The sequence below is a fragment of the Bdellovibrio sp. HCB290 genome, assembly GCF_047305925.1.
GTDB lineage: Bacteria > Bdellovibrionota > Bdellovibrionia > Bdellovibrionales > Bdellovibrionaceae > Bdellovibrio.
The window spans coordinates 752,806-776,832 of the sequence record NZ_CP178620.1; the positions used below are offsets into that span (position 1 = coordinate 752,806).

29 protein-coding genes and 1 tRNA gene are annotated in these 24,027 nt (G+C 44.2%); all 30 read left to right on the forward strand.

All coding sequences use genetic code 11. The features are described 5' to 3' along the window. Positions 1 to 148: 148 nt before the first annotated feature. Positions 149 to 224, forward strand: a tRNA-Trp gene (locus ACLVWU_RS03725). Between the two features lie 36 nt (positions 225 to 260). Next, positions 261 to 638 (forward strand): preprotein translocase subunit SecE, encoded by a 378-nt coding sequence (gene secE, locus ACLVWU_RS03730; protein WP_413577434.1) that lies wholly within the window; start codon positions 261 to 263, stop codon positions 636 to 638. Between the two features lie 9 nt (positions 639 to 647). After that, positions 648 to 1,181: a transcription termination/antitermination protein NusG gene (gene nusG / locus ACLVWU_RS03735; RefSeq protein WP_413577436.1), complete on the forward strand. Its 534-nt coding sequence runs from the start codon at positions 648 to 650 to the stop codon at positions 1,179 to 1,181. A 61-nt stretch (positions 1,182 to 1,242) separates the two neighbouring features. Continuing rightward, on the forward strand, positions 1,243 to 1,665 hold the full coding sequence (gene rplK, locus ACLVWU_RS03740) for a 50S ribosomal protein L11 (protein ID WP_340599043.1): 423 nt from the start codon (positions 1,243 to 1,245) through the stop codon (positions 1,663 to 1,665). A 9-nt stretch (positions 1,666 to 1,674) separates the two neighbouring features. Continuing rightward, positions 1,675 to 2,379: a 50S ribosomal protein L1 gene (rplA, locus tag ACLVWU_RS03745; protein WP_413577438.1), complete on the forward strand. Its 705-nt coding sequence runs from the start codon at positions 1,675 to 1,677 to the stop codon at positions 2,377 to 2,379. A 230-nt stretch (positions 2,380 to 2,609) separates the two neighbouring features. Next, a complete protein-coding gene (gene rplJ / locus ACLVWU_RS03750; RefSeq protein ID WP_413577441.1) occupies positions 2,610 to 3,140 on the forward strand; it encodes a 50S ribosomal protein L10 in 531 nt (176 codons plus the stop codon). Between the two features lie 81 nt (positions 3,141 to 3,221). Beyond that, a complete protein-coding gene (gene rplL / locus ACLVWU_RS03755; RefSeq protein WP_413560187.1) occupies positions 3,222 to 3,587 on the forward strand; it encodes a 50S ribosomal protein L7/L12 in 366 nt (121 codons plus the stop codon). A 731-nt stretch (positions 3,588 to 4,318) separates the two neighbouring features. Beyond that, positions 4,319 to 8,518 carry a DNA-directed RNA polymerase subunit beta gene (gene rpoB, locus ACLVWU_RS03760; protein ID WP_413577443.1) on the forward strand — a complete coding sequence of 1,400 codons (4,200 nt, stop codon included), beginning with the start codon at positions 4,319 to 4,321 and terminating at the stop codon, positions 8,516 to 8,518. 27 nt (positions 8,519 to 8,545) lie between these two features. After that, on the forward strand, positions 8,546 to 12,676 hold the full coding sequence (rpoC, locus tag ACLVWU_RS03765; protein ID WP_413577446.1) for a DNA-directed RNA polymerase subunit beta': 4,131 nt from the start codon (positions 8,546 to 8,548) through the stop codon (positions 12,674 to 12,676). A gap of 216 nt (positions 12,677 to 12,892) precedes the next feature. Beyond that, positions 12,893 to 13,267: a 30S ribosomal protein S12 gene (gene rpsL / locus ACLVWU_RS03770; RefSeq protein ID WP_413577449.1), complete on the forward strand. Its 375-nt coding sequence runs from the start codon at positions 12,893 to 12,895 to the stop codon at positions 13,265 to 13,267. 10 nt (positions 13,268 to 13,277) lie between these two features. Then, positions 13,278 to 13,751, forward strand: a complete 474-nt coding sequence (gene rpsG, locus ACLVWU_RS03775; RefSeq protein WP_413577452.1) for a 30S ribosomal protein S7 — start codon at positions 13,278 to 13,280, stop codon at positions 13,749 to 13,751. A gap of 9 nt (positions 13,752 to 13,760) precedes the next feature. Then, positions 13,761 to 15,866, forward strand: a complete 2,106-nt coding sequence (fusA, locus tag ACLVWU_RS03780; RefSeq protein WP_413577454.1) for an elongation factor G — start codon at positions 13,761 to 13,763, stop codon at positions 15,864 to 15,866. Between the two features lie 213 nt (positions 15,867 to 16,079). After that, complete coding sequence (gene rpsJ, locus ACLVWU_RS03785; protein ID WP_011165353.1) at positions 16,080 to 16,397, forward strand: 30S ribosomal protein S10; 318 nt, start codon at positions 16,080 to 16,082, stop codon at positions 16,395 to 16,397. A 9-nt stretch (positions 16,398 to 16,406) separates the two neighbouring features. Then, positions 16,407 to 17,072: a 50S ribosomal protein L3 gene (gene rplC, locus ACLVWU_RS03790; protein ID WP_413577455.1), complete on the forward strand. Its 666-nt coding sequence runs from the start codon at positions 16,407 to 16,409 to the stop codon at positions 17,070 to 17,072. A gap of 1 nt (position 17,073) precedes the next feature. After that, complete coding sequence (gene rplD / locus ACLVWU_RS03795; protein WP_413577456.1) at positions 17,074 to 17,703, forward strand: 50S ribosomal protein L4; 630 nt, start codon at positions 17,074 to 17,076, stop codon at positions 17,701 to 17,703. A 1-nt stretch (position 17,704) separates the two neighbouring features. Then, on the forward strand, positions 17,705 to 17,983 hold the full coding sequence (gene rplW, locus ACLVWU_RS03800; RefSeq protein ID WP_413577458.1) for a 50S ribosomal protein L23: 279 nt from the start codon (positions 17,705 to 17,707) through the stop codon (positions 17,981 to 17,983). Between the two features lie 2 nt (positions 17,984 to 17,985). Continuing rightward, positions 17,986 to 18,804 (forward strand): 50S ribosomal protein L2, encoded by an 819-nt coding sequence (gene rplB / locus ACLVWU_RS03805; protein WP_181606319.1) that lies wholly within the window; start codon positions 17,986 to 17,988, stop codon positions 18,802 to 18,804. A 9-nt stretch (positions 18,805 to 18,813) separates the two neighbouring features. Continuing rightward, a complete protein-coding gene (gene rpsS / locus ACLVWU_RS03810) occupies positions 18,814 to 19,104 on the forward strand; it encodes a 30S ribosomal protein S19 (RefSeq protein ID WP_413577460.1) in 291 nt (96 codons plus the stop codon). 16 nt (positions 19,105 to 19,120) lie between these two features. Further along, entirely contained in the window at positions 19,121 to 19,453 is a 333-nt protein-coding gene (gene rplV, locus ACLVWU_RS03815) for a 50S ribosomal protein L22 (RefSeq protein ID WP_088615304.1), read from the forward strand. A 2-nt stretch (positions 19,454 to 19,455) separates the two neighbouring features. Then, positions 19,456 to 20,121 carry a 30S ribosomal protein S3 gene (rpsC, locus tag ACLVWU_RS03820; RefSeq protein WP_340599054.1) on the forward strand — a complete coding sequence of 222 codons (666 nt, stop codon included), beginning with the start codon at positions 19,456 to 19,458 and terminating at the stop codon, positions 20,119 to 20,121. Next, positions 20,108 to 20,515 carry a 50S ribosomal protein L16 gene (gene rplP, locus ACLVWU_RS03825; protein ID WP_088615302.1) on the forward strand — a complete coding sequence of 136 codons (408 nt, stop codon included), beginning with the start codon at positions 20,108 to 20,110 and terminating at the stop codon, positions 20,513 to 20,515. The genes rpsC and rplP overlap by 14 nt, the downstream gene beginning before the upstream one ends. A gap of 2 nt (positions 20,516 to 20,517) precedes the next feature. Continuing rightward, the gene (gene rpmC, locus ACLVWU_RS03830; RefSeq protein WP_088615301.1) at positions 20,518 to 20,709 is read left to right on the forward strand and encodes a 50S ribosomal protein L29; all 192 of its coding nucleotides are present in this window, start codon (positions 20,518 to 20,520) and stop codon (positions 20,707 to 20,709) included. Between the two features lie 4 nt (positions 20,710 to 20,713). Further along, positions 20,714 to 20,986, forward strand: coding sequence for a 30S ribosomal protein S17 (gene rpsQ / locus ACLVWU_RS03835; RefSeq protein ID WP_088615300.1), 273 nt, complete (start codon positions 20,714 to 20,716; stop codon positions 20,984 to 20,986). A 10-nt stretch (positions 20,987 to 20,996) separates the two neighbouring features. Next, positions 20,997 to 21,365: a 50S ribosomal protein L14 gene (rplN, locus tag ACLVWU_RS03840; RefSeq protein WP_413577462.1), complete on the forward strand. Its 369-nt coding sequence runs from the start codon at positions 20,997 to 20,999 to the stop codon at positions 21,363 to 21,365. Positions 21,366 to 21,375: 10 nt separating this feature from the next. Continuing rightward, entirely contained in the window at positions 21,376 to 21,915 is a 540-nt protein-coding gene (gene rplE, locus ACLVWU_RS03845) for a 50S ribosomal protein L5 (protein WP_413577463.1), read from the forward strand. A 9-nt stretch (positions 21,916 to 21,924) separates the two neighbouring features. Next, entirely contained in the window at positions 21,925 to 22,230 is a 306-nt protein-coding gene (rpsN, locus tag ACLVWU_RS03850; RefSeq protein WP_413577465.1) for a 30S ribosomal protein S14, read from the forward strand. A 10-nt stretch (positions 22,231 to 22,240) separates the two neighbouring features. Further along, on the forward strand, positions 22,241 to 22,630 hold the full coding sequence (gene rpsH, locus ACLVWU_RS03855; RefSeq protein WP_340599060.1) for a 30S ribosomal protein S8: 390 nt from the start codon (positions 22,241 to 22,243) through the stop codon (positions 22,628 to 22,630). A gap of 7 nt (positions 22,631 to 22,637) precedes the next feature. After that, on the forward strand, positions 22,638 to 23,180 hold the full coding sequence (gene rplF, locus ACLVWU_RS03860; RefSeq protein WP_088615295.1) for a 50S ribosomal protein L6: 543 nt from the start codon (positions 22,638 to 22,640) through the stop codon (positions 23,178 to 23,180). Positions 23,181 to 23,189: 9 nt separating this feature from the next. Further along, a complete protein-coding gene (rplR, locus tag ACLVWU_RS03865) occupies positions 23,190 to 23,555 on the forward strand; it encodes a 50S ribosomal protein L18 (protein ID WP_340599062.1) in 366 nt (121 codons plus the stop codon). A 9-nt stretch (positions 23,556 to 23,564) separates the two neighbouring features. Further along, a complete protein-coding gene (rpsE, locus tag ACLVWU_RS03870) occupies positions 23,565 to 24,026 on the forward strand; it encodes a 30S ribosomal protein S5 (RefSeq protein WP_340599063.1) in 462 nt (153 codons plus the stop codon). Position 24,027: the final 1 nt, after the last annotated feature.

Consider the following 24,027-nt stretch of genomic DNA (forward strand, 5'->3'; position numbering starts at 1 on the left):
TAAAAATCACCCGGGGGACTCCTTGACAAAAGGGTCCCCCTCGGTGTTTCTTGCGTATGCACAAAAGTTTTTCTGTTTTTGGTTTTTATTGAAGAGAAGCGGTCAGCACCCACTCAGGGGATGGCCGATTGTCTTCAATAAAAAATGCAGGGGTGTAGCTCCAGTGGTAGAGCGAACGACTCCAAATCGTTAGGTCGTGGGTTCGAATCCCTCCGCCCCTGCCAATTTCTACAGAAATATTTCAACAGGAATGAGGTATCGTGGAAAAAACTAACTCTAAGATTATTACACTTAGTTTTGCAGTTGCAGGTGCATTGCTTGGATTGACTGTGCACATGCTTATCAAAGCATTCTCGGGTGCTTTTGGTGTTGTAGCGAAATTGGCAGATAATGACTTGTTCAAACACGGTCTTCCGGTTGGAGCAGGTATTTTGTTGTTTGTTTTGCTTCAGTTTAACCCACGCGTTCAAGCTTGGGCGGAAGAAGTTGTGTCTGAAGTTCGTAAGGTAGTATGGCCTTCTCGTAAAGACACAACGGCTATGACTATTGTTTGTGTTGTAATGGTTCTTATCTCAAGCGTGATTATCAGCTCATTTGACCTGATTTCTGGCTTCTTTATCAACTATCTAATGAAGTAAGGATCGGCCATGGATAAAAAGTGGTACATCGTCAACGTTCAGACAAGTTGTGAAAACACGGCTAAAAAGGCTATCGAAGAGAAGATCAAAACTTCCAAAATGGAAGAGTTCTTCGGAGAGATCCTTATTCCGGCTGAAAATGTAGTTGAGCTTGTAAAAGGCCAAAAGCAGACTAGATCGCGTAAATTTTTCCCAGGTTATATCTTCGTTCAAATGTTTTTGAATGATGAGACTTGGCATTTGGTAAGAAATGCGTCAAAAGTAACAGGCTTTGTGGGTGGCACTAAAACTCGTCCCCCTGAAGTACCTGAAGCAGAGGTTTTCCGCGTAACTCAGCAAATGGCTGGTGTTGCAGAAAAACCGAAAATGAAGGTGAAGTTCTCTGTAGGTGAAAATGTGACTGTTGTTGACGGTCCATTTGCTAACTTCCAAGGAACTGTAGAAGAAGTAAACGAGGACAAAGCCAAGCTTAAAGTTCTTGTTAGCATCTTCGGTAGACCAACTCCAGTTGAGTTGGACTACATTCAAGTAGATAAAGCTTAAAACTGAAGCTCACATAGGGTGAGTTTTGGATTAATAACACAACCTCTTGCAGGAGTGGGTCATGGCAAAAAAAGTTACAGGAATGATCAAGCTGCAAATACCGGCAGGGAAAGCTAATCCAGCTCCACCCGTTGGACCGGCACTTGGACAGCACGGGGTAAACATCATGGAATTCTGTAAGCAGTTCAACGCTCGTACACAAGCGTTGGGTGATAGCATCATCCCTATCATCATCACTGTTTACCAAGACAGATCGTTTACTTTCATCACAAAAACACCACCGGTGTCTTCTTTGATTAAAAAGGCGTTGAAATTGGAATCTGGTTCCAAAATGCCTCAAAAGGACAAAGTTGGTAAAATTAATAACGATCAAATCAAGCAAATCGCTACAACGAAATTGCCTGACTTGAACTGCTTGAAAGTTGAATCCGCAATGTCACAAGTTGCTGGTACAGCTAAGAGCATGGGCATCGACATCGCGTAGGAGTGAACAATGGCAGGTAAAAAGTTCGCAGCTGCTTCTAAAAAAGTAGATTCTGCAAAAAAGTACTCTGTTGAAGAAGCATTCAAACTCGTTGTTGAGTCCGCTCCAGCGAAGTTTGATGAATCTATCGACGTAGCATTGCGTTTGGGTATCGACCCTAAGCAATCTGATCAACAAGTTCGTGGCGCAATCTCATTGCCTCACGGTTTGGGTAAAGAAGTAAAAGTAGTTGTTTTCGCAAAAGGTCCTAAAGAGGCTGAAGCGAAAAACGCTGGCGCAGACTTTGTTGGCGCTGACGACCTTGTGGCTAAAATCCAAGGCGGCTGGTTGGATTTCGATAAATGTATCGCGACTCCAGACATGATGGCGACTGTTTCTAAAGTTGCTAAAATTCTAGGGCCTCGTGGTTTGATGCCGAATCCAAAAATCGGTACTGTAACTATGAACGTTGGCGAAGCTGTAGCTGCTGAGAAAAAAGGTAAGCTAGATTTCCGCGTTGATAAAGCAGGTATCGTACATGCTGGTATCGGTAAGAAATCTATGGGCGATGCTAAACTTCGTGATAACTTCATGGTCCTTTTGGGCGCATTGGTTAAAGCGAAACCAGCATCTTCTAAAGGTATCTACCTTCGCTCTATCTCCGTAGCATCAACTATGGGTCCAGGCGTGAAGATCGAGCCAAATGCGGCAGCAGCTGCAACTGGTGTTAACTAGTTCTTGATTTAAGCTCCGGCTTTGGCTGGAGCTTTTCTTTTTTGATCTAGTTTATTTGTTTTTTAAATTTAAAGCGATCAGAGACAGTAGGTTTTCTTCAGTGAATGTAATCCCATGATTGTGTGGGGCCTGCCGAGATAAGGCTAAAAGGTTATTTTACCTCCAAACCGACCTGATTCGCATACACCCCTTCGCAAGAAGGGAAAAGTCTAATGAAAGGAGGCTCACTTATGATCACTCGCGCAGATAAAGAGCAAGAGATTAAGCTTATCACTGAAAAGTTCGGTAACGCTAAAGGAGCTTTCATCGTCGACTTCAAAGGCATCAAGGTTGAGCAAGTTACTAACTTGCGTAAAAAATTGAATGCTGCTGATTCAGAGATGAAAGTTGTCCGTAATACTCTAGCAAAAAGAGCGTTCAAAGATCACCCAGCTATTGAAAAAGCATTTACTAATTCAATGAAGGGTACTAACGCCATCGTATTCTCATACGGTGAAGTGAACGCAACTGCTAAAACATTGGCTGATTTCGCTAAGGACGTAGAAGTTCTTCAAATCAAGTCTGGTGTAATGGATGGCGAAGCTTTGGATGATGCTAAGATTAAATTCTTGGCGACTCTTCCTGGTAAAGACCAACTCCGTGCTATGTTCTTGGCTACACTTCTTGCTCCAGCAACTACACTTGCTAGATGCTTGAACGTTTACGCTGAAAAACTTGGTGGCGGCGCTGACGCTGGTACTGAAGCTGCTCCACAAGCATAATGCTTGCGCTCCGACTGTTCGGAGTTAATGGTGCAAAGAAATTGAATTTTAAATAATTTTTTAAATCCCTGGAGGATTAAAATGTCTCTAACTAACGATCAACTTGTTGACGCATTGTCTGCGAAAACAGTTCTAGAAATCGCTGAACTTGTAAAATTGCTTGAAACTAAATGGGGCGTTTCTGCTGCTGCTCCTGTAGCTGCTGCAGCTGGTCCTGCTGCTGCTGTTGAAGAAAAAACTGCATTCGACGTTATCTTGGTTGATGCTGGCGCGAACAAAATCAACGTAATCAAAGAAGTACGTGGTTTGACTGGTTTGGGTCTTGCTGAAGCTAAAGCACTAGTTGAAGCTGGTGGCAAAGCTGTTAAAGAAGGCGCGACTAAAGAAGACGCTGAAAAAATCAAAAAAGCTCTTGAAGCTGCGGGCGCGAAAGTTACTGTTAAGTAGTCTTTCTGACCTTATTGGTTTTGAAAATTGCCGAAAGCCTCGTGGAAACACGGGGCTTTTTGCTTTTTAGGACCGCGGTATTTGCGACGACCGCCTTGTCTTTCGAAAATCCGTGGTCTGCCTCGGCTATTTTCGACCCGCGCTTCCTGCGCTTGCCCGGCTTGGGTGCCGCATCCTGCGGGCCGGGAGGTCGAAAATATCCAAGTCATCCCCCGGATTTTCAAAAGCCAATGTTGACGCGTTAAATCATGTTGTCTTAAAGCAACAATCCCCGCATTTCCCAGATCTCTGAATCGGGGAATTACGTTCAATAAAATAAAAATCCAGCCACCAAACTACTTTTTGTAACCAAGAAATTCGGTTTTGCGACGATTTCGGTTCATTATTTTCTTTCAAAACTTCTTATTTGACCTTGAACGAGCGTTTTGGGGAGGGGGCAGGGACTTATATTTTGAGGCCTCCGCCCCCGCACGATGCGGTATCGAGGGGCGGTTGAGGGCCGGATGCCCGTGCCCAAAATATAAGTCCCTGCCCCCTCCCCAAAATGCGTCGCTCCGAAGCTAAAAAACCCAAAGTTTTGAAAGAAAGTAAAGAAGCGAAAGTGTTGATAATCCCTTGCTTTTTTGAAAACCCGGACGTAGTTTGGTTCCTTGCGTTTATCTTTTATTTAATGTGGTTCTTGATTCTTCCGCCCGAAGTGAAGTTTCGATTTTCTTATCACGGAGAGTACATTGGAAAAAACTCCAGTTACGGCTTCTAACATTCGAGTTAGAAAGTCTTTCGCGAAAAATAAGCAAGTCATTGATATTCCAAATTTGATTGAACTACAGAAATCTTCTTACGAAGCTTTCATTCAAAAAGATATGGATCCAGATCGCCGCGGTGAAGCTGGTCTCAATGGCGTTTTCAAATCTGTTTTCCCAATCACAGATTTCAACAACACTGCAAGCCTTGAGTTCGTATCATACACTCTAGAGCCAGCTAAGTACGACGTGGACGAGTGCCGTCAGCGTGGTATGACTTTCGCTGCTCCGATCAAGGTGACTCTTCGTCTTATCGTTTTCGATGTTGATGAAGAAACAGAAGCACGCTCTATCAGAGACGTTAAAGAACAAGAAGTTTATCTTGGCGAAATCCCATTGATGACTGCGAACGGTTCTTTCATCATCAACGGTACTGAGCGCGTTGTTGTATCTCAGTTGCATCGTTCTCCGGGCGTGTTCTTCGATCACGACGGTGGTAAAAACAATGCTTCTGGTAAATTGATCTACTCTGCACGCGTGATTCCTTACCGTGGTTCTTGGTTGGATGCTGAATTCGATCAAAAAGATTTGATCCACGTTCGTATCGATCGTCGTCGTAAATTCCCAGTGACAATTCTTTTGAAAGCATTGGGTTACAACGCTGAACAACTTCTTGAATACTTCTACGACCTTGACGAAGTTTACGTTAAAGGTGGCAAGTTGTTCCGTAAGTTGGACATCGAAAGAATGTCAGGCCAAAGAGCATTGACTGATATCGTTGATCCAAAAGGTGGCGAGGCACTGGTTAAAGCTGGTCGTCGTATCACTCGCGCGATCGTTAAGAAAATCAAAGATCTTAACATCACTGAACTTGAAGTTGAACCAAGCGACCTTGATGGTAAAGTTTTGGCGAAACCACTTATCGATGAATCCACTGGTGAGATCATCGCTGATGCAAATGCAGAGTTGAATGCTGCAATCATCAAGCGTTCCATCGAAGCGGGCATCGAAAGCTTCTACATGATCTTCTTCGACGGTTTGACTGTTGGACCTTACCTTCGCAACACATTGTTGGTTGATAAAGTTTCAAACAAAGACGAATCATTGGTTGAGATCTACAAACGTCTTCGTCCAGGTGAGCCTCCAACTTTGGAAGCTGCTACGACGTTCTTCGGTCGTTTGTTCTTCGATCCAGAGACGTATGATCTTTCTGAAGTTGGTCGTATCAAGATCAACCACAGATTCGGTATCTCTATGGATGAGTGCCCTCCGTCTCACAGAACGCTGACTCACAAAGATATCTTGAGCACTATCAAAACTCTTATCGATCTGAAAAACGGTCGTGGTGTTATCGACGATATCGATCACTTGGGTAACCGTCGTGTTCGTTCTGTTGGTGAGTTGCTTGAAAACCAATACCGTATCGGTCTAGTTCGTATGGAACGCGCGATCCGTGAACGTATGTCTCTACAAGACGTAGAAACAATGATGCCTCACGATCTGGTAAACGCGAAACCAGTGAATGCGGTTGTAAAAGAATTCTTCGGCTCTTCTCAATTGTCACAGTTCATGGATCAAACGAATCCGTTGTCCGAGATCACGCACAAACGTCGTTTGTCTGCTCTTGGACCCGGCGGTTTGACTCGTGATCGTGCAGGTTTCGAAGTACGTGACGTACATCCTACGCATTACGGTCGTATCTGCCCAATTGAAACTCCAGAGGGACCAAACATCGGTTTGATCGCTTCTTTGGCTACTTACGCTCGTATCAACAACTATGGTTTCATCGAGACTCCATACCGTAAGGTTGATCAAGGTTCTGTATCTAAAGACATCAATTACTTGTCTGCATTGGAAGAAGCGGGTCACTACATCGCTCCAGCAGCTCGTGATGAAGCTGGTAACAAATCAATCCAAACTGCTACGACAATCACTCGTCGTGACGGTGAGTATGAAATCGTTGATAAAGACAAAGTTGCATTGATGGACGTTTCTCCATCTCAGCTGGTTTCTATCGCGGCGTCTTTGATTCCATTCCTGGAGCATGACGATGCCAATCGTGCGTTGATGGGATCGAACATGCAACGTCAAGCGGTTCCATTGTTGCGTTCTCGCGCACCACTTGTTGGTACGGGCGTAGAGCGTTTGGTTGCTCGTGACTCTGGTACATCTGTCGTTGTTCTAAACGACGGTATCGTTGAAGAAGTGGATGCATCTCGTATCGTTATCCGTCGTTTCGCTAAAGGCGGCGAGCTGGGTGCGAACGTTGATATCTACAATTTGACTAAGTACCAACGTACGAACCAAAATACATGCTTCAATCAAAAACCAATCGTAACTGTTGGTGACAAGGTTTCTAAAGGCGACATCGTTGCCGATGGTCCTTCCACTGAGCTTGGTGAGTTGGCTCTAGGACAAAACATCCTGGTGGCGTTCACACCTTGGCAGGGTTACAACTTCGAGGACTCCATCCTTATTTCTGAGCGTTTGTTGAAAGACGACGTTTACACTTCTATCCACATCGAAGAATTCGAGTGCGTAGCGCGTGACACGAAACTAGGTAAAGAAGAGATCACTCGCGATATCGCCAATGTCGGTGAAGAAGCGCTTAAAGACCTGGATAGCTCTGGTATCATCCGCATCGGTGCGGAAGTTCGCCCTGGCTTCATCCTGGTTGGTAAAGTTACTCCAAAAGGTGAAACTCAACTTTCTCCTGAGGAAAAACTTTTGAGAGCTATCTTCGGTGAAAAAGCTGGTGACGTACGTGATACATCACTTCGCGCACCATCTGGCGTTTACGGTACAGTTATCGATGCTCAAGTTTACTCTCGTGAAGGCGCAGACCGCGATGAGCGTTTGTCTTCAATCATCGAAGAGAAAAAACGCAAGCTTGAAAAAGACTTGGCTGTTGAGCAAAACGTTATCAAAAATAACTCCATCACGAAACTTCGCGATATCCTGGTAGGCAAAATCACTACTGGCGTATTGTTGAATGAAGATGGATCTCAAAAACTTTTGAACAAAGGTCAATCGATCACGATCGCGGATATCGAGACAATTCCATTCGAATTGTTGAACTATATCCCTCTTGAGCAAGATCTTGAGTTCCAGGTTAACAAAATCATCGACAACGCCCGTAACCAACTTGACGCAGTTAAATTGGTATTCAACGAGAAAATCGATCGCCTTCGTAAAGGTGACGAGCTTCCTCCAGGCGTTATCAAAATGGTTAAAGTTTACGTTGCGATTAAACGTAAAATGCAAGTCGGCGATAAATTTGCCGGCCGTCACGGAAATAAAGGTGTCGTTTCTAAAGTATTGCCTGTTGAAGACATGCCATACCTTGCAGACGGTTCTCCGGTTGACATGGTCTTGAATCCACTGGGCGTACCTTCGCGTATGAACATCGGTCAGGTCCTTGAGGTTCACTTGGGTTGGGCAGCGCACAACTTGGGTAAACAAATCGGTTCTCACCTTGAAAAGTGGAATGCAGAAAACGCACGTAAAGAAATGAAAGATATCTTCAATGACTCTGATATCAGCGCAAAACTTGATGGCGCTGACGAAGGCTCTTTGAAATCTATGGTAACTCGTATGAAGAACGGTATTCACGTTGGAACACCGGTATTCGACGGTGCTCGTGAATCAGACGTTAAGAACTTGCTTGCGAAAGCAGAAGTTCCACTTTCCGGTAAATCCATCCTATTCGATGGCCGTACTGGTGAGCCGTTCACGAATCCGGTTACTGTGGGTATCATGTACATGCTTAAACTTCACCATCTGGTTGAAGAGAAGATCCATGCTCGTTCTATCGGACCTTATTCTCTAGTTTCGCAACAGCCATTGGGCGGTAAAGCTCAATTCGGTGGTCAGCGTCTAGGGGAGATGGAAGTCTGGGCGATCGAAGCATACGGTGCTGCATACTCTCTACAAGAGTTCCTAACTGTTAAGTCAGATGACGTAGCTGGTAGAACTCGTATGTACGAAAGTATCGTTAAGGGTGAAAACATCCTTGAGCCGGGTCTTCCTGAATCGTTCAACGTTCTAGTGAAAGAGCTTCAGTCTCTTGCATTGAATGTTGAGTTGATGGAGTCCGACATCCTTCGTGATCAAGATGAAGATCTTGATGGCGGTGGCGATGTTATTGAAGCAACTGTTGTGGCTCCTACTGAGCCAGAGCAGCACTAATTAAAACTTTAACAACAGGGGTGTTCTTTGAGAGACTTGTTGAATTTTTTCGATAAACCAAAAGATCCACTTTCGTTTGACGCCGTACGAGTATCGTTGGCGTCACCTGAAATGATTCGTGACTGGTCATTTGGTGAAGTTAAGAAGCCAGAAACTATCAACTATCGTACATTCAAGCCTGAGCGCGACGGCTTGTTCTGTGCGAAAATCTTCGGTCCTATCAAGGATTACGAGTGCTTGTGCGGTAAGTATAAACGTATGAAGTACCGTGGCGTCGTCTGTGAAAAGTGCGGCGTTGAAGTAACACAAACTAAAGTTCGTCGTGAACGTCTGGGCCACATTGAGCTTGCAACTCCGGTTGCGCACATCTGGTTCTTGCGCTCTCTACCTTCTCGTATTGGTAACTTGCTCAATCTATCTCTTAAGGATGTTGAGAAAGTTTTGTATTGTGAAGCACACGTGGTTATCGATCCAATGGAAACTACATTGGAAGAAGGCCAAGTATTGACTGAAGAAGCTTTGAACGCAGCTTTGAATGAATTCGGTCCTTCATTCAAATACGGCATGGGCGGCGAAGCTGTTCGTGACCTTTTGAGAAAAATCGATCCAGAATATTTGTCTCGTAAGCTTCGTATGGAAGCTAAAGACGTTAAGTCTGAAGCGGGCATGAAAAAGATCACTAAACGTCTTAAGGTTGTTGAGGCTTTTAAAGGCTCTATCAACAAACCTGAATGGATGATGTTGGAAGCACTTCCAGTGTTGCCACCAGATCTACGTCCTCTAGTTCCACTAGATGGCGGTCGTTTCGCGACTTCAGATCTAAATGATCTTTACCGTCGTGTGATCAACCGTAATAACCGTTTGAAACGTCTTCAAGAGCTTAACGCTCCAGACATCATCATCCGCAATGAAAAACGTATGTTGCAAGAAGCAGTAGACGCATTGTTGGATAACGGTCGTCGCGGTAAGACTTTCACTGGTCCAAATAAACGTCCTCTTCGCTCCCTTTCTGATATGTTGAAAGGTAAGCAGGGTCGTTTCCGTCAAAATCTACTTGGTAAACGCGTGGACTACTCTGGTCGTTCCGTTATCGTTGTAGGTCCGACGTTGAAATTGCACCAATGCGGTCTTCCTAAGAAAATGGCTTTGGAACTATTCAAACCATTCGTTTACAACAAACTTGAAGAAAAAGGCCTGACTGCAACTATCAAGCAATCCAAAAAAATGGTTGAGCAAGAATCAGTTGAAGTTTGGGATATCCTGGCTGACGTGGTTAAAGAACATCCAGTTCTTCTAAACCGTGCGCCAACTCTTCACAGACTTGGTATCCAAGCCTTCGAACCTGTACTTCACGAAGGTAAGGCGATCCAATTGCATCCACTAGTGTGTGGTGCCTTCAATGCCGACTTCGACGGTGACCAAATGGCGGTTCACGTTCCACTTTCTGTGGAATCTCAAGTTGAAGCTCGTGTTTTGATGATGTCTACAAACAACGTTCTTTCTCCGGCGTCTGGTAAACCGGTTATCAATCCATCACAAGATATCGTGTTGGGCTTGTACTGGTTGACTCGCAACCGTCTAGGGGCAAAAGGAACTGGCAAAATCTTCTCAACTGTTCAGGAAGCGCAATACGCTTACGAAACAGGTTTGGTGGACTTGCAAGCGACTTGTAAAGTTCGTATCAATGGCAAATTGCAGGAAACAACTGTAGGTCGCGCGATTCTTTCTGATAGCGTTCCTAAAGAAGTTCCTTTCAACGACGTCAACGTAATCATGACCAAGAAGCAAATCGCAGCTTTGATCGACAAGACTTTCCGTCTTGCTGGTGCAAAAGCGACTTGTATCCTGGCTGATAAAATCATGGAACTTGGTTTCAAATATTCAACAGCTGCAGGCATGTCTATCGGTATCGATGACATGGTTATCCCGGCTGCCAAGGCTCCAATGATCGCTGACGCTGAAAAGCAAGTGACTGAGATCCAAACTCAGTACGATGAAGGTTTGATCACAGATGGTGAGCGCTACAATAAGGTAGTGGATATCTGGGCACAAACTGCTGACAAAATTGCTAAAGAAGGTATGAACGCGATTGAAAAACAAACGTTCATCGTTGATGGCAAAGAAGTAGTTGGACCTTCATTCAATCCAATCTACATCATGGCTGAATCCGGAGCCCGTGGTTCCGCGACTCAGATCCGTCAGTTGGGTGGTATGCGTGGTTTGATGGCGAAACCTTCTGGTGAGATCATCGAAACACCGATCACTGCGAACTTCCGTGAAGGTTTGACAGTTATCCAGTACTTCATCTCTACGCATGGTGCTCGTAAAGGTTTGGCCGATACAGCATTGAAAACAGCGAACTCCGGTTACTTGACTCGTCGTTTGGTTGACGTTGCTCAGGACGTGGTAGTTTCTGAATTGGATTGCGGAATTGACGACGGTTTGGAAATCACTCCAGTTTACGAAGCTGGTGAGATCATCCAAAATATCGGTGATCGTATCCTTGGTCGTACAACATTGAGAGATGTTGTTGATCCTCAAACAAACAACGTAGTTGTTAGAGCGAACCAGGAAATCACAGAGACTGACGTTAAAACTATCGAAGGCTTGGGTATCGATAAAGTCGACATCCGTTCAGCCCTAGTGTGCCAATCTAAACGTGGCGTTTGTGTGAAGTGCTATGGCCGTGACTTGTCTCGTGGTGCGACTGTGAACCTTGGTGAAACAGTTGGTATTATCGCAGCTCAATCTATCGGTGAGCCGGGTACTCAGTTGACGATGCGTACGTTCCACTTGGGTGGTGCGGCTTCTCGTTCAGTTGAGCAATCTGTTCATACAACTCGTTATGACGGTACAATTAAACTTCAAAACGTTCATGCTGTTACAAACCGTAACGGTAAGTTAACTGTGATGAATCGTAACGGTTCTGCACTGGTTATGGACGAAGCAGGTCGTGAACGCGAGAATTTCAAACTCGTTTACGGTGCTGTATTGAACTTTAAAGAAGGTGACAAAGTTGCCAAAGGGCAAACAGTTGTAGAATGGGATCCATATTCGAATCCAATCATCGCAGAGGTTTCTGCGAAGATCCAATATCAGGATATCGAAGAAGGTTCTACGATGCAGGAGCAAGTGGATGCGGTAACTGGTTTCGCGACTAAAGTTATCATGGAATCCAAATCTTCTGACATCAAACCAACTGTGTTCCTGGTTGATGGCAATGGTAAAGTCTTGAATCTTCCTGGTCGTGACATCCCTGCGAGATATTTGATCCCAGTGGGTGCTCAGCTACTTGTAGCTGACGGTCAAGAGATCCATGCCGGTGACGTAATCGCGAAAATGCATCGTGAGACTTCGAAAACGAAGGATATCACGGGCGGTCTTCCGCGCGTTGCTGAATTGTTTGAAGCTCGTAAACCGAAAGAAGCAGCAATCATCTCTGAAATTGATGGTTATGTGACATTCGGTAAAGACGTTAAAGGTAAACAACGTGTGATCGTAACTCCTGAAGTGGGTGAGCAAAAAGAATACCTCATCCCTAAAGGTAAGCACGTTGCTGTAAGAGAAGGTGAGTACGTAAGAGCCGGTGAGGCGTTGATGGACGGTCCAACAAATCCTCATGACATTCTGGCGGTTCTGGGTGCTAAAGCCCTATCTGCATACCTTGTTGATGAAATCCAAGAAGTTTACCGACTTCAAGGTGTTGCTATCAATGATAAGCATATCGAAGTGATCGTTCGCCAAATGCTACGTAAAGTAGAGATCAAGGACGCTGGTGACAGCCGTTTCTTGGCTGGTGAACAAGCTGAAAGATATGCTTTCGACGAAGAAAATGCTCGTTTGAACCGTGAAGGTGGACAACCTGCTACATGCAATCCACTTCTTCTTGGTATTACGAAAGTTTCTTTGAGCACTGATAGCTGGATCTCAGCAGCGTCATTCCAAGAAACAACAAAAGTACTTACAGAAGCGGCGATTAATTCTCGCACAGACCATTTGCGTGGTTTGAAAGAGAATATCATCATGGGTCGTTTGATCCCTGCAGGTACTGGCTTAACTTCTTACAAACGTTGGAAAGTTTCAGTTGCAGAAGACGACGATACATCATTCGTGGCATTGCCAGGAATGACGGCTTCTTCTCAGCCTCACCAAGGTTAATGAACCGCGGTGCCCCACGACCTCAAAGCCGCCTCACTAGCGGTTTTGAGGGCTAAGGCCCCGGATCTTGTAAGAAAAATGTAAAAAACTCAAAAAGTGGAACTCACGCCGGTTTTTGGGAAATAAAAATAACAACAATGTCTTGACCCGGACACTTGCGACAATGTAAGTTCCAGCGTCTTGAATTAGATCTAAATTGTTTAAGGGGTTATAAAAGTGCCTACAATTAACCAGCTCATCAAAAGTGAGCGTAAAGTTCAAAAAAACCAAACTAAATCACCTGCTTTGGTGTCATGCCCTCAGCGTCGTGGTGTTTGTACTCGTGTTTATACAACAACTCCAAAGAAGCCGAACTCCGCTCTACGTAAAGTAGCAAAAGTTCGTCTTTCCAACGGTTTTGAAGTTATCTCTTACATCCCAGGTATCGGTCACAATCTTCAAGAGCATAGCGTTGTCTTGATCCGTGGCGGCCGTGTTAAGGACTTGCCGGGTGTTCGTTACCACATCGTTCGCGGTGTTCTAGATCTTCAAGGTGTGAACGGTCGTCTTCGTGGTCGTTCAAAATACGGTACTAAGAGACCTAAGAAATAAGGATTAAGAGATGTCACGTCGTAAAAAGACCTTTAAAAGAGAAATCATTCCTGATCCGGTTTTCAAGGATCTAACAATCGCTAAGTTCATCAATAAAATGATGTACCAAGGTAAAAAAGCTACTGCACAGAAGCTTTTCTACGGAGCATTGAAAGAACTTGAAGGAAAAGTGCAAGGCGAAGAGCCAATTGCAGTTTTCAAAAAAGCTCTTGAGAACGTTAAGCCTTCTATCGAAGTACGTTCTCGCCGTGTTGGTGGTGCTACATACCAAGTTCCTATCGATGTTCGTCCAACTCGTCGTCTAGCTTTGGCTATGCGTTGGTTGGTAGAATACTCTCGTGAACGTGGCGAAAAAGACCATGCTAAGCGTTTGGCTGGCGAATTCATCGATGCTTACAACAATAGAGGTAACTCTATTAAGAAGAAAGATGAAGTTCACCGTATGGCTGAAGCTAATAAGGCTTTCTCTCACTACAATTGGTAATCTGTTTACATGTCAGCTAAAGATCCTAAAGTTGTAGCTGATCTCAAGTATACTCGTAATATCGGCATCATGGCTCACATTGATGCCGGTAAAACGACGACCACCGAGCGCATTCTTTACTACACTGGAAAAAGTCATAAAATTGGTGAAGTTCACGACGGCCAGGCCACTATGGACTGGATGGTTCAAGAACAAGAGCGTGGTATTACTATTACCTCTGCCGCCACTATGGCATTCTGGAAAGACCACCGAATTAACATTATCGATACTCCGGGGCACGTTGACTTCACTATTGAAGTTGAACGTTCTTTGCGCGTTCTTGATGGTGCGGTGGCAGTATTTGACGGCGTTAATGGTGTTGAGCCTCAGTCTGAAACGGTTTGGAAACAAGCTGACAAGTACAAGGTACCAAGAATTTGCTTCATCAATAAAATGGACCGCGTGGGTGCTGACTTTGTGATGTCTTACGGGACAATCAAAGAACGTCTTCAGGCGAATCCAATTCCAGTTCAAGTTCCGATCGGTGTGGAAGATACTTTCCGCGGTGTTGTGGATCTTCTGGAAAATCGTGCTTATATCTGGACGACGTCCGGTATGGGCGACAATTTCGAAGTCACCGATGTTCCTAACGACATGAAGGAAGAAATCAATCGCTTCCGTACTGAGGTCGTTGAGAAGATCGTTGAGTTTGACGATGTTCTTCTTGAGAAATATCTCAATGGAGAAGAAGTGTCTGTGGTAGAGCTAAAAGCTGCTCTTCGCAAAGGCACTCTTGAGTTGAAAGCGTTCCCGGTATTCTGTGGAGCCGCTTTCAAAAACAAAGGTATTCAGCCTTTGCTTGATGGTGTGATTGATTATCTTCCATCACCGATCGAAGTTCCGGATATCGTGGGTCACGATCCAGAACGACCTGAAAAAGAAATCGTATGTAAAACTGATTTTGACGCTCATGTGGCGGCCTTGGCCTTTAAAATTGCCAACGATCCGTTCGCAGGTACTTTGACTTACATCCGTGTTTATTCCGGTGAAGTAAAGGTGGGCGACCAGCTATTGAATCCTCGTACTCAAAAGAAAGAGCGTATTCAAAAGCTGGTGAAAATGCATGCGAACTCCCGTGAAGAAGTGAATAGTCTTAAAGCTGGTGATATCGGCGCCGTGATCGGTCTGAAATTCACCGGTACAGGCGACACTCTTTGCGAAACGTCCCATGCTGTAGTTCTTGAATCTATTACTTTCCCAGAGCCAGTGATCGCAGTTGCGATCGAAGCGAAATCTTCTGCTGACCAGGAGAAGATGCTTGCGGGCCTTGAGAAACTTCAAAAAGAAGACCCTTCTTGTAAGTTAAGAAACGACCCGGAAACTGGTCAAATCCTACTATCAGGTATGGGGGAGCTTCATTTGGACATCCTGGTGGACCGTCTTCTTCGCGAGCACAAAGTGCAGGCGAATGTCGGTAAGCCGCAGGTGTCCTATCGCGAAACGATCACATCGTCAGCATCAGCGACTCATGTTTATGAGCGTGAAATTGCGGGTGAAATGAACTTCGCATCTGTATCTCTGACTATTGAACCGATCTCTCAAGCGGATCATATTCAATTTGTCAGCAAGGTATCCACGTCTAAAGAATTTACACCAACGATGCTTAAGGCTGTCGAAATCGGTTTCCGAGAGGCTGCCGAAGTGGGGCCGTTGGCAAGTTATTCCATGCTAGGTATTAAGGGGACTTTAACAGCTGTTGAAGCTCGTCCTGAATCTTCCTCGGAAATGGCCTTTAAAGCGGCTACGTCCCTGGCTTTCAGGGATGCCGTTAAAAAAGCCCAAGTTGAGCTTATGGAGCCTATCTTTAAGCTTGAAGTGACTTGCCCTGATGATTTTGTGGGCAATATCGTGGGCGATTTGAACTCCCGTCGTGGGAAGATTCTTACGATGAATGTGAAGCCAGGGGGCGGGCAGGTTATCTTTGCCGAGGCTCCGTTGGCCACTCTGTTTGGCTATGCGACTGATGTGCGTAGTTTGAGTCAGGGGAGAGCAAGTTTCAGTATGGAATTCTTAGAATACGCCGTAGTCCCTGCGAAGGTGAAAACGGAAATTCTACATAAAATGGGAAGATATTAATTATTTAATTTTTTCCCTTTGACAAAGATTTTTTAAATGCGCATACTCGCGCACTCGTGACATCTAAATTTACAAAAAACCCCCCGCGTTTGGTGGACTTTCTAGGCCGCAAGGGCTAATTCGGGGCAAGTTTTCGATGGGATTGGATGTTCAGTTATTAACAAGTTTGCTAGTAATTACGCTACTTTATAAAAAAAGAAGAGAAGTGTCCTTATGCAAAGTCAGAAGATTAGAATCAGATTGAAGGCATTCGATCATAAATTGCTTGATCAGTCGACGAAAGAAATCGTTGAGACTGCTCGTCGCACAGGCGCAAAAGTTGCGGGTCCAATTCCCTTGCCTACTCGCATCAATCGCTACACAGTACTTCGTTCTCCGCACGTAGATAAAAAATCTCGTGAGCAATTCGAAGTAAGAACTCACAAGCGTATGCTTGATATCCTTGAACCTACTCAACAAACAGTAGACCAACTTATGAAGTTGGACCTTTCTGCTGGTGTTGACGTCGAAATCAAACTATCAGCGGTTTAGGAGTAAGACGTGAGCGAAACTACAGAAAACACACAAACGTCTACAGGCCTAAAACTTGATGGCTTGTTCGCATTCAAAGAGGGCATGGCTACCATCTACAATGAGCAAGGTGAAGCTATCCCAGTTACAGTTCTTCGTTATGAGCCATGGTTTGTTTCTCAAATCAAAACTAACGAAGCAGATGGTTACGAAGCTATTCAACTAGCTTGCGAACCTAAAAAAGCTAAAAATTCAAACAAAGCTGAACAAGGCCACCTTAAAGGTGCTGGCTTCGAAAATGGCGCGAAATTCGTAAAAGAACTTCGTCAAGCTATTCCAGAAGGTCTTACAGTAGGCGCGCAAGTATCTATCGATTCTTTGTCTAAAGGTGACGTTGTTAAAATGACAGCGAAATCTAAAGGTAAAGGTTTTGCGGGTGTTATGAAGCGTTGGAACTTCGCCGGTGGACCTGGTTCACATGGTTCTAAATTCCACCGTCGTCCGGGTTCTTCTGGTAACAGAACATGGCCAGGTCGCGTAATGCCAGGTAAGAAATTCCCAGGTCATCTTGGTAACGAAACAGTAACTGTTAAGAACGTTGAAATCGTCGAGATCAATCACGCAGAAAACGTTGTTATGGTTAAGGGCCCAGTTCCAGGTGCGAAAAACACTTTGGTGAAATTGGTGAGAGTGTAATATGGCAACAGTAAATGTACTTAACTGGAAAAAAGAAAAAGTAGGATCCATCGACCTTGCTGCTGATGTTTTCGAGACTCCTGTTAAAAAGGAAGTTCTACACACAGTAGTTCAATGGCAATTGGCTAGCCGTCGCCAAGGTACTCACATGACTAAAACAAAAGGTCTAGTGAGCGGTGGTGGTAAGAAGCCTTTCAAACAAAAAGGTACTGGTGGAGCTCGTCAAGGTTCTAGCCGTTCTATCTTGATGCCTGGTGGTGGTACTGCTTTCGGTCCTCAACCTCGCAGCTACGCGTTCGTGCTTCCTAAAAAAGTTCGTCGCTTAGGTTTGAGCATGGCACTTTCTCACCTTCAAAAAGAAGGCAAGTTGTTCGTAGTAGACAGCATGCAATCTGAAGGTAAAACAGCTGAATTGAGCAAACGCCTTAAAGCGTTCGGCTTGAAAAAAGCAGTTTTGATCGATGCAAATGTTAACGACAAGTTCAATCAAGCTTCAAAAAATCTTCCAACATTCAAATACTTCCCAGTTGAAGGTTTGAACGTGTTTGATCTTTTGAAATACGATGCAGCAGTAATCACAAAAGATTCTGTAGCTAAAATCGTAGATCGCTGCTCAATGGAGAAAGCGTAAGATGAAACAAGTAATTAAAACTCCACTAATCACGGAGAAAAACACATACCACAACGCAGCTGGTGTTTACGTGTTCGAAGTAGATATGAAATCTACAAAAACAGAAGTAAAAACAGCAGTAGAAAAGAACTTCAAAGTTAAAGTGGACAGCGTAAGAACTAGCGTTTGCCGCGGTCACTCTAAAAACACGAAGTTTGGTGCAACTAAGGTCCCTTACTGGAAAAAAGCTTACGTTAAGCTTGTTGAAGGTGAGAAGATCGCTCTTTTTGAGGGAGTATAAAGATGGGTATCAAGACGTTCGCCCCGCGCTCTCATGGTCGTAGAGGAATGACAGGTTTCGATTTCAAAGAAATCACAAAGACAACTCCAGAGAAGTCTTTGCTTGCTCCTCTTAAGAAACAAGCGGCTCGTAACAATCACGGTCAAATTACTATTCGTCACCAAGGTGGCGGTCATAAACGTAAGTACCGTTTGATTGATTTCAAACGTATTAAACTAGAAGTGCCAGCGAAAGTTGCTGCGATCGAGTACGATCCGAACAGAACTTGCCGTATCGCTCTTCTTAACTATGTAGATGGTCAGAAAGCATACATCATCGCGCCAGTTGGCTTGAATGTAGGCGACACTGTTCTATCTTCTGACAAAGCCGATATCAAACCAGGTAACTCTTTGTCTCTTTCAGCTATCCCAGTTGGTACTGTGATTCACAATATCGAATTGCGTCCAGGTAAAGGTGGTCAAATTTGCAGAGGTGCAGGTGCGAGCGCGACTTTGGCTGGTAAAGGTGATATGTACTGCCAAGTGCGTATGCCATCTGGTGAGTTGAAGCAGGTTCTTTCAGTTTGCCGCGCTTCTATCGGGCAAGTTGGAAATACTGATAACGAAAATATTAATCTTGGTAAAGCTGGTCGCTCTCGTTGGAGAGGTATCCGTCCTTCAGTTCGTGGTATGCACATGAATCCAGTAGACCATCCATTGGGTGGTGGTGAAGGTGTGGGTAAAGGTCATCATCCTGTAACTCCATGGGGTCAACCATGTAAAGGTTACAAGACAAGACATAACAAGAGAACTGACTCTTCAATCATTAAGAGACGTAAGTAGGAGTAGACTGTGGCACGCTCGATTAAAAAAGGTCCATTTGTTGATCTTCACGTACAAAAGAAGATCGACCACGCAATTCAAAAAAACGACAAGAAAGTTATCAAAACTTGGTCTCGTCGTTCAACAATTCTTCCAGAAACTATCGGACTTACGTTCGCAGTTCACAATGGTAGAAAGTTCGTTCCAGTTTACATCACTGAGAACATGATCGGTCACAAACTTGGTGAGTTTGCTCCGACAAGAACTTTCCAAGGCCATGCTGAGAAGAAAGCCGCAGCTCCAGCTGCTGCCAAGAAGTAGTAGGTAGAGGTTTATAATGGAAGTTAAAGCTAGTCTAAAATACGCAAGAGTAGGCGCCCAAAAGGCAAGACTTGTTGCAGACCTAGTTCGCGGTAAAGACGTGAACGAAGCTGTTAAAACTCTTACTTTCTTGAACAAAAAAACTGCAGGTATGGTAAAGAAACTTATCGAATCTGCGGTTGCTAACGCTGAATACAAAAAAGTTATGGACATTGATAACTTGGTTGTTAAAGCCATCTGGGTTGATCAAGGTCCGGTTCTTAAGAGATTCCGTCCACGCGCTCAAGGCCGTGCATTCGGTGTTCGTAAGAAAACAAGCCACATCAACGTAGTACTTGAGGAGAAATAATCGTGGGACAAAAGGTTAATCCAATTGGTTTACGCGTTGGTGTTATTAGAACTTGGGACTCTCGCTGGTATGCGAAGGGTAACCAATATTTCGAAAATCTACATGAAGACATCCGCTTGAGAAAATACCTAAAAGGTAAACTTAAGCACGCTGGTGTAGCTAAAATCGAAATGGAACGTGCAGCGAAGAAGATCAAAATCATCATCTCTACTGCTCGCCCAGGTGTTGTTATTGGTAAAAAAGGTACTGGTATTGACGCTCTTAAAGCGGAAGTTCAAAAACTTACACCCAACGAAGTTTTCTTGAGCATCCAAGAAGTGCGCAAGCCAGACCTCGATGCTCAGCTCGTTGCTGAGAGCATTGCTCAACAACTTGAGAAACGTATCTCTTGGAGAAGAGCTCTTAAAAAATCTATTGCAGCTGCGATCAAAGGCGGCGTGAGAGGTATCAAGATCCGTGTTTCCGGTCGTCTTGATGGTGCAGAGATTGCTCGTTCAGAGTGGTACAATGAGAAGAGTGTTCCTCTTCATACATTGCGTGCAGATATCGACTACGGTACTGCTGAAGCTCTAACTGCATACGGTATCATCGGATTGAAAGTATGGATCTATAAAGGCGATATCTTATCTGCTCGCGAAGTTGAGGAGGCAGGTCGTGTTAAGTCCTAAAAGAGTAAAATGGCGTAAACAATTTGTAGGCCGCGCAACTGGTTTTGCGTACAGAGGTTCTAACCTTGATTTTGGAGATTTCGGTCTTCAAGCAGTTGAGGAAGGACGTCTTACAGCACGTCAGTTGGAAGCAGGTCGTATTGCTATCTCCCGTTCAGTTAAGCGTGGTGGTAAAATCTGGTGCCGTGTATTCCCAAATACACCGGTAACAAAGAAACCAGCTGAAACTCGTATGGGTAGCGGTAAAGGTAACCCGGAGCTATGGGTAGCCCGTGTTCTTCCTGGAAAAGTACTTTTCGAAATGAACGGTGTGACTCGTGAGCAAGCTAAAGAAGCTTTCGAACGCGCAGCTCACAAACTTCCTTTCAAAACTCGTTTCTTGGTTAGGGAGTAGTTATGAAGTTCGTAGAGATTAAAGATCTTTCTGTAACTGAATTGAAAAAGAAAAGAGCAGCTCTTTCAGAAGAGTTGTTCCAAGCTCGTATCAAGAATTCAATTGGTCAACTTTCAAATCCAATTGAAATTCGTGATCTTCGTCGTTCAATCGCGAAAATCAATACAGCAATCGTAAAGAAAGTAGCGAGGTAGTTAGATGACAACTGAAACAAATACTCGTGGTCGTAAAATCGAAGTAGTTGGTGAGGTTATCAGCGACAAGATGGATAAAACTATCTCTGTCCTAATCTACCGCATGGTTAAACACGCTAAATACGGTAAGTATGTTAAGAAAACTTCTGTGTTCAAAGCTCATGACGAAAAAAACCAAGCTAAAATTGGTGATATCGTTAAGATCCGTGAAACACGTCCTCTTAGCAAAACTAAACGTTGGGCTCTTTCTGAAGTCGTAGAGACGGCGAAAGCGTAGGGGTGTTGTCATGATTCAAATGCAAACTAGACTAAATGTAGCTGACAACTCTGGCGCAAAAGAAGTTATGTGCGTAAAGGTTCTTGGTGGTTCTAAACGTCGTGTTGCCTCTATCGGTGACATTATCGTTGTTTCCATCAAAGAAGCTTTGCCAAACGCTAAAGTTAAAAAAGGTGACGTTGCAAAAGCAGTAGTAGTTAGAACGGTTCAAAAGCTTCGTCGTGCAGACGGTTCTTACATCCGTTTTGATGATAACTCTGCAGTTTTGATCAACGCCAATAAAGAACCAATTGGAACACGTATCTTTGGCCCAGTTGCCAGAGAATTGAGAGCTAAGTCGTTCGTTAAGATCGTATCTTTGGCTCCGGAAGTTCTGTAAGGGGTATGAGATGAATCGCTTAAAAGCTAAATACAATAAAGAGATCGCTCCTGCTCTTAAAAAACAATTGGGAGTTGATAACGTAATGCAAGTTCCTCGCTTGGAGAAAATCACTCTTAGCGTGTGCTTGAGCGAAGCTGTTCAAAATCCAAAAATTTTGAACACTGTTGTTGACGAGATCACTGCAATTGCTGGTCAAAAAGCAGTTATCACTAAAGCAAAAAAAGCTATCTCCAACTTTAAATTGCGTGCTGGCATCCCATTGGGTGTTCGCGTGACTTTGAGAAAAGAGAGAATGTGGTCATTCATCGATCGTTTGAACACTTTGGCTCTTCCACGCGTACGTGACTTCCGTGGTTTGCCAAATAAAGGTTTTGACGGCCGTGGTAACTACAACATGGGTCTTAAGGAGCAAATCGTGTTCCCTGAGATCAACTTCGATAAAGTTGATAAAACTCGTGGTATGAACATCACTATCTGTACAACAGCTAAAAACGACACTGAAGGCAGAGCGCTTCTTGAAGCACTTGGTATGCCTTTCAGAAAGTAGGATGATCTAATGGCACGCAAATCAGCAATTATTAAAAATAACAAAAGAAAAGCAATTGCTAAGCGCTATACTGAATACAGAACAGAGCTTAGAAATAAAGCCGTTGACATGAAACTTTCTGATGACGAAAGAGCAGAAGCTCGTAAAAAGCTTCAAGCTCTTCCTCAAAAGACAAACATCAACCGTGTTATCACACGTTGTGAAATTTCTGGTCGCCCTCGTGGTAACTACAGAAAATTCGGTTTGTCTCGTATCGCCTTCAGAGCGCTTGCACTTGACGGTAAACTGCCTGGCGTAACGAAAGCTAGCTGGTAAGAGGAAAACTATGGATACAATTTCTCAGTTCCTTACAATCATTAGAAATGCTGGAGCAGCAAAACACGAAAAAGTGGATTTGCCTGCTTCTAAAGTTCGCGCTGGTATCGCACAAATCCTTGTTAACGAAGGTCTTATCCGCAGCTTCAAAGTTGCTAAAGACTCTAAGCAAGGCATTATGCGTGTTTACTTGAAGTACGATGAAGCTGGTCAACATGCGATCAACTCTATCGACCGTGTAAGCCGTCCAGGCAGACGTGTATATGTTAAATCAGATAAAATTCCTCAAGTTCGTTCTGGAATGGGTATGACTATCCTTTCTACGAGCAAAGGGATCATGAGCGGTAAGCAAGCAGCCCAGGCAAACCTTGGCGGCGAATTGCTTGCAACACTTTGGTAGGTGAAACATGTCTCGTATTGGTAAAGCACCCGTTATTTTTGATAACACAGTAAAAGTAGATGTTACACCTGCTAACGAAGTTGTGATTAAAGGCGCGAAATCTTCTTTGAAGATTGGTATGCAGCCTCAAGTTACAGCTAAAGTTGATGGCAACAAGGTAGTGTTGACTCGTAAAGACGACTCTAAAGAAGCTCGTGCATTGCACGGACTTTACAGAGCTTTGGTTCAAAACGCAGTAACTGGCGTTACTAAAGGTTTCACTAAAGGTCTTGAGCTTCAAGGTGTAGGTTATCGTGCAAACGTTGCAGGTAAAAAGTTGGAGCTTTCTTTGGGCTTCTCTCATCCTGTAATCTTCGATATCCCTGAAGGCATCGAAATCAAAGTTGAAAAACAAACAGCACTTTCAATCACTGGCGCTAGCAGAGAACTTGTTGGTCAAGTTGCTGCTAAAATCCGTTCGTTCCGTCCACCAGAGCCATACTTGGGCAAAGGTGTTCGTTACGCTGGTGAGCATATCCGTCGTAAAGCCGGTAAGTCTGCTGGTAAATAGAGGTAATGTATGAAATTGAAAATGAGTAAACATACAAGCGATCGTAAAGTAAATCGCCTTAAAAAGAAGATCCGTATCCGTAAAACGGTTAACGGAACTGATGAAAGACCTCGTCTTTGCGTATACAGAAGCGGTAAGCATATGTACGCAAGCGTTATCAACGACGTTACTGGTCACACTCTTGTGTCAGTTTCTTCTCTTGGTAAAGAAGACAAGGCTGGCATCGATATGGCTAAGCTTGTTGGTATGGAAGTAGCGAAAGCTGCTACCGCTAAAAAAATCACGAACGTAGTATTTGACCGTAACGGTTACTTGTACCACGGCCGTGTTAAATCTCTAGCTGATGGCGCTCGTGAGGGCGGCCTCAATTTCTAAGGAGTGAATGTGGAGAAAGTTCAAGCTCAAGCAGCTGAATTGGAAGAGCGTGTAGTAGCGATCAACCGCGTAACAAAAGTTGTTAAAGGTGGTCGTCGCTTCTCTTTCGCAGCTCTAGTAGTTGTTGGTAACAAAGCTGGTGATGTTGGTTTTGGTTCTGGTAAGTCTGTGGAAGTTCCAGAGGCTATCGGCAAAGCTAGCCGCGCGGCTAAGAAATCAGCTAAATCTGTGACTCTTAAAGAAGGTCGCACAATCCCTCACGAAGTTATCGGTAAATTCGGTGCTGCAAAGGTTATTATGAAACCAGCAGCTCCAGGTACTGGTGTGATCGCGGGTGGTGCAGTACGTGCCGTTCTTGAGTCAGTTGGCGTAAAAGACATTCTTACTAAATGTGTTGGTACTCGTAACCCGCATAATGCAGTAAGAGCAACAATCGATGGTTTGAATCAACTTAAAGAGTTGAGCAAATAAT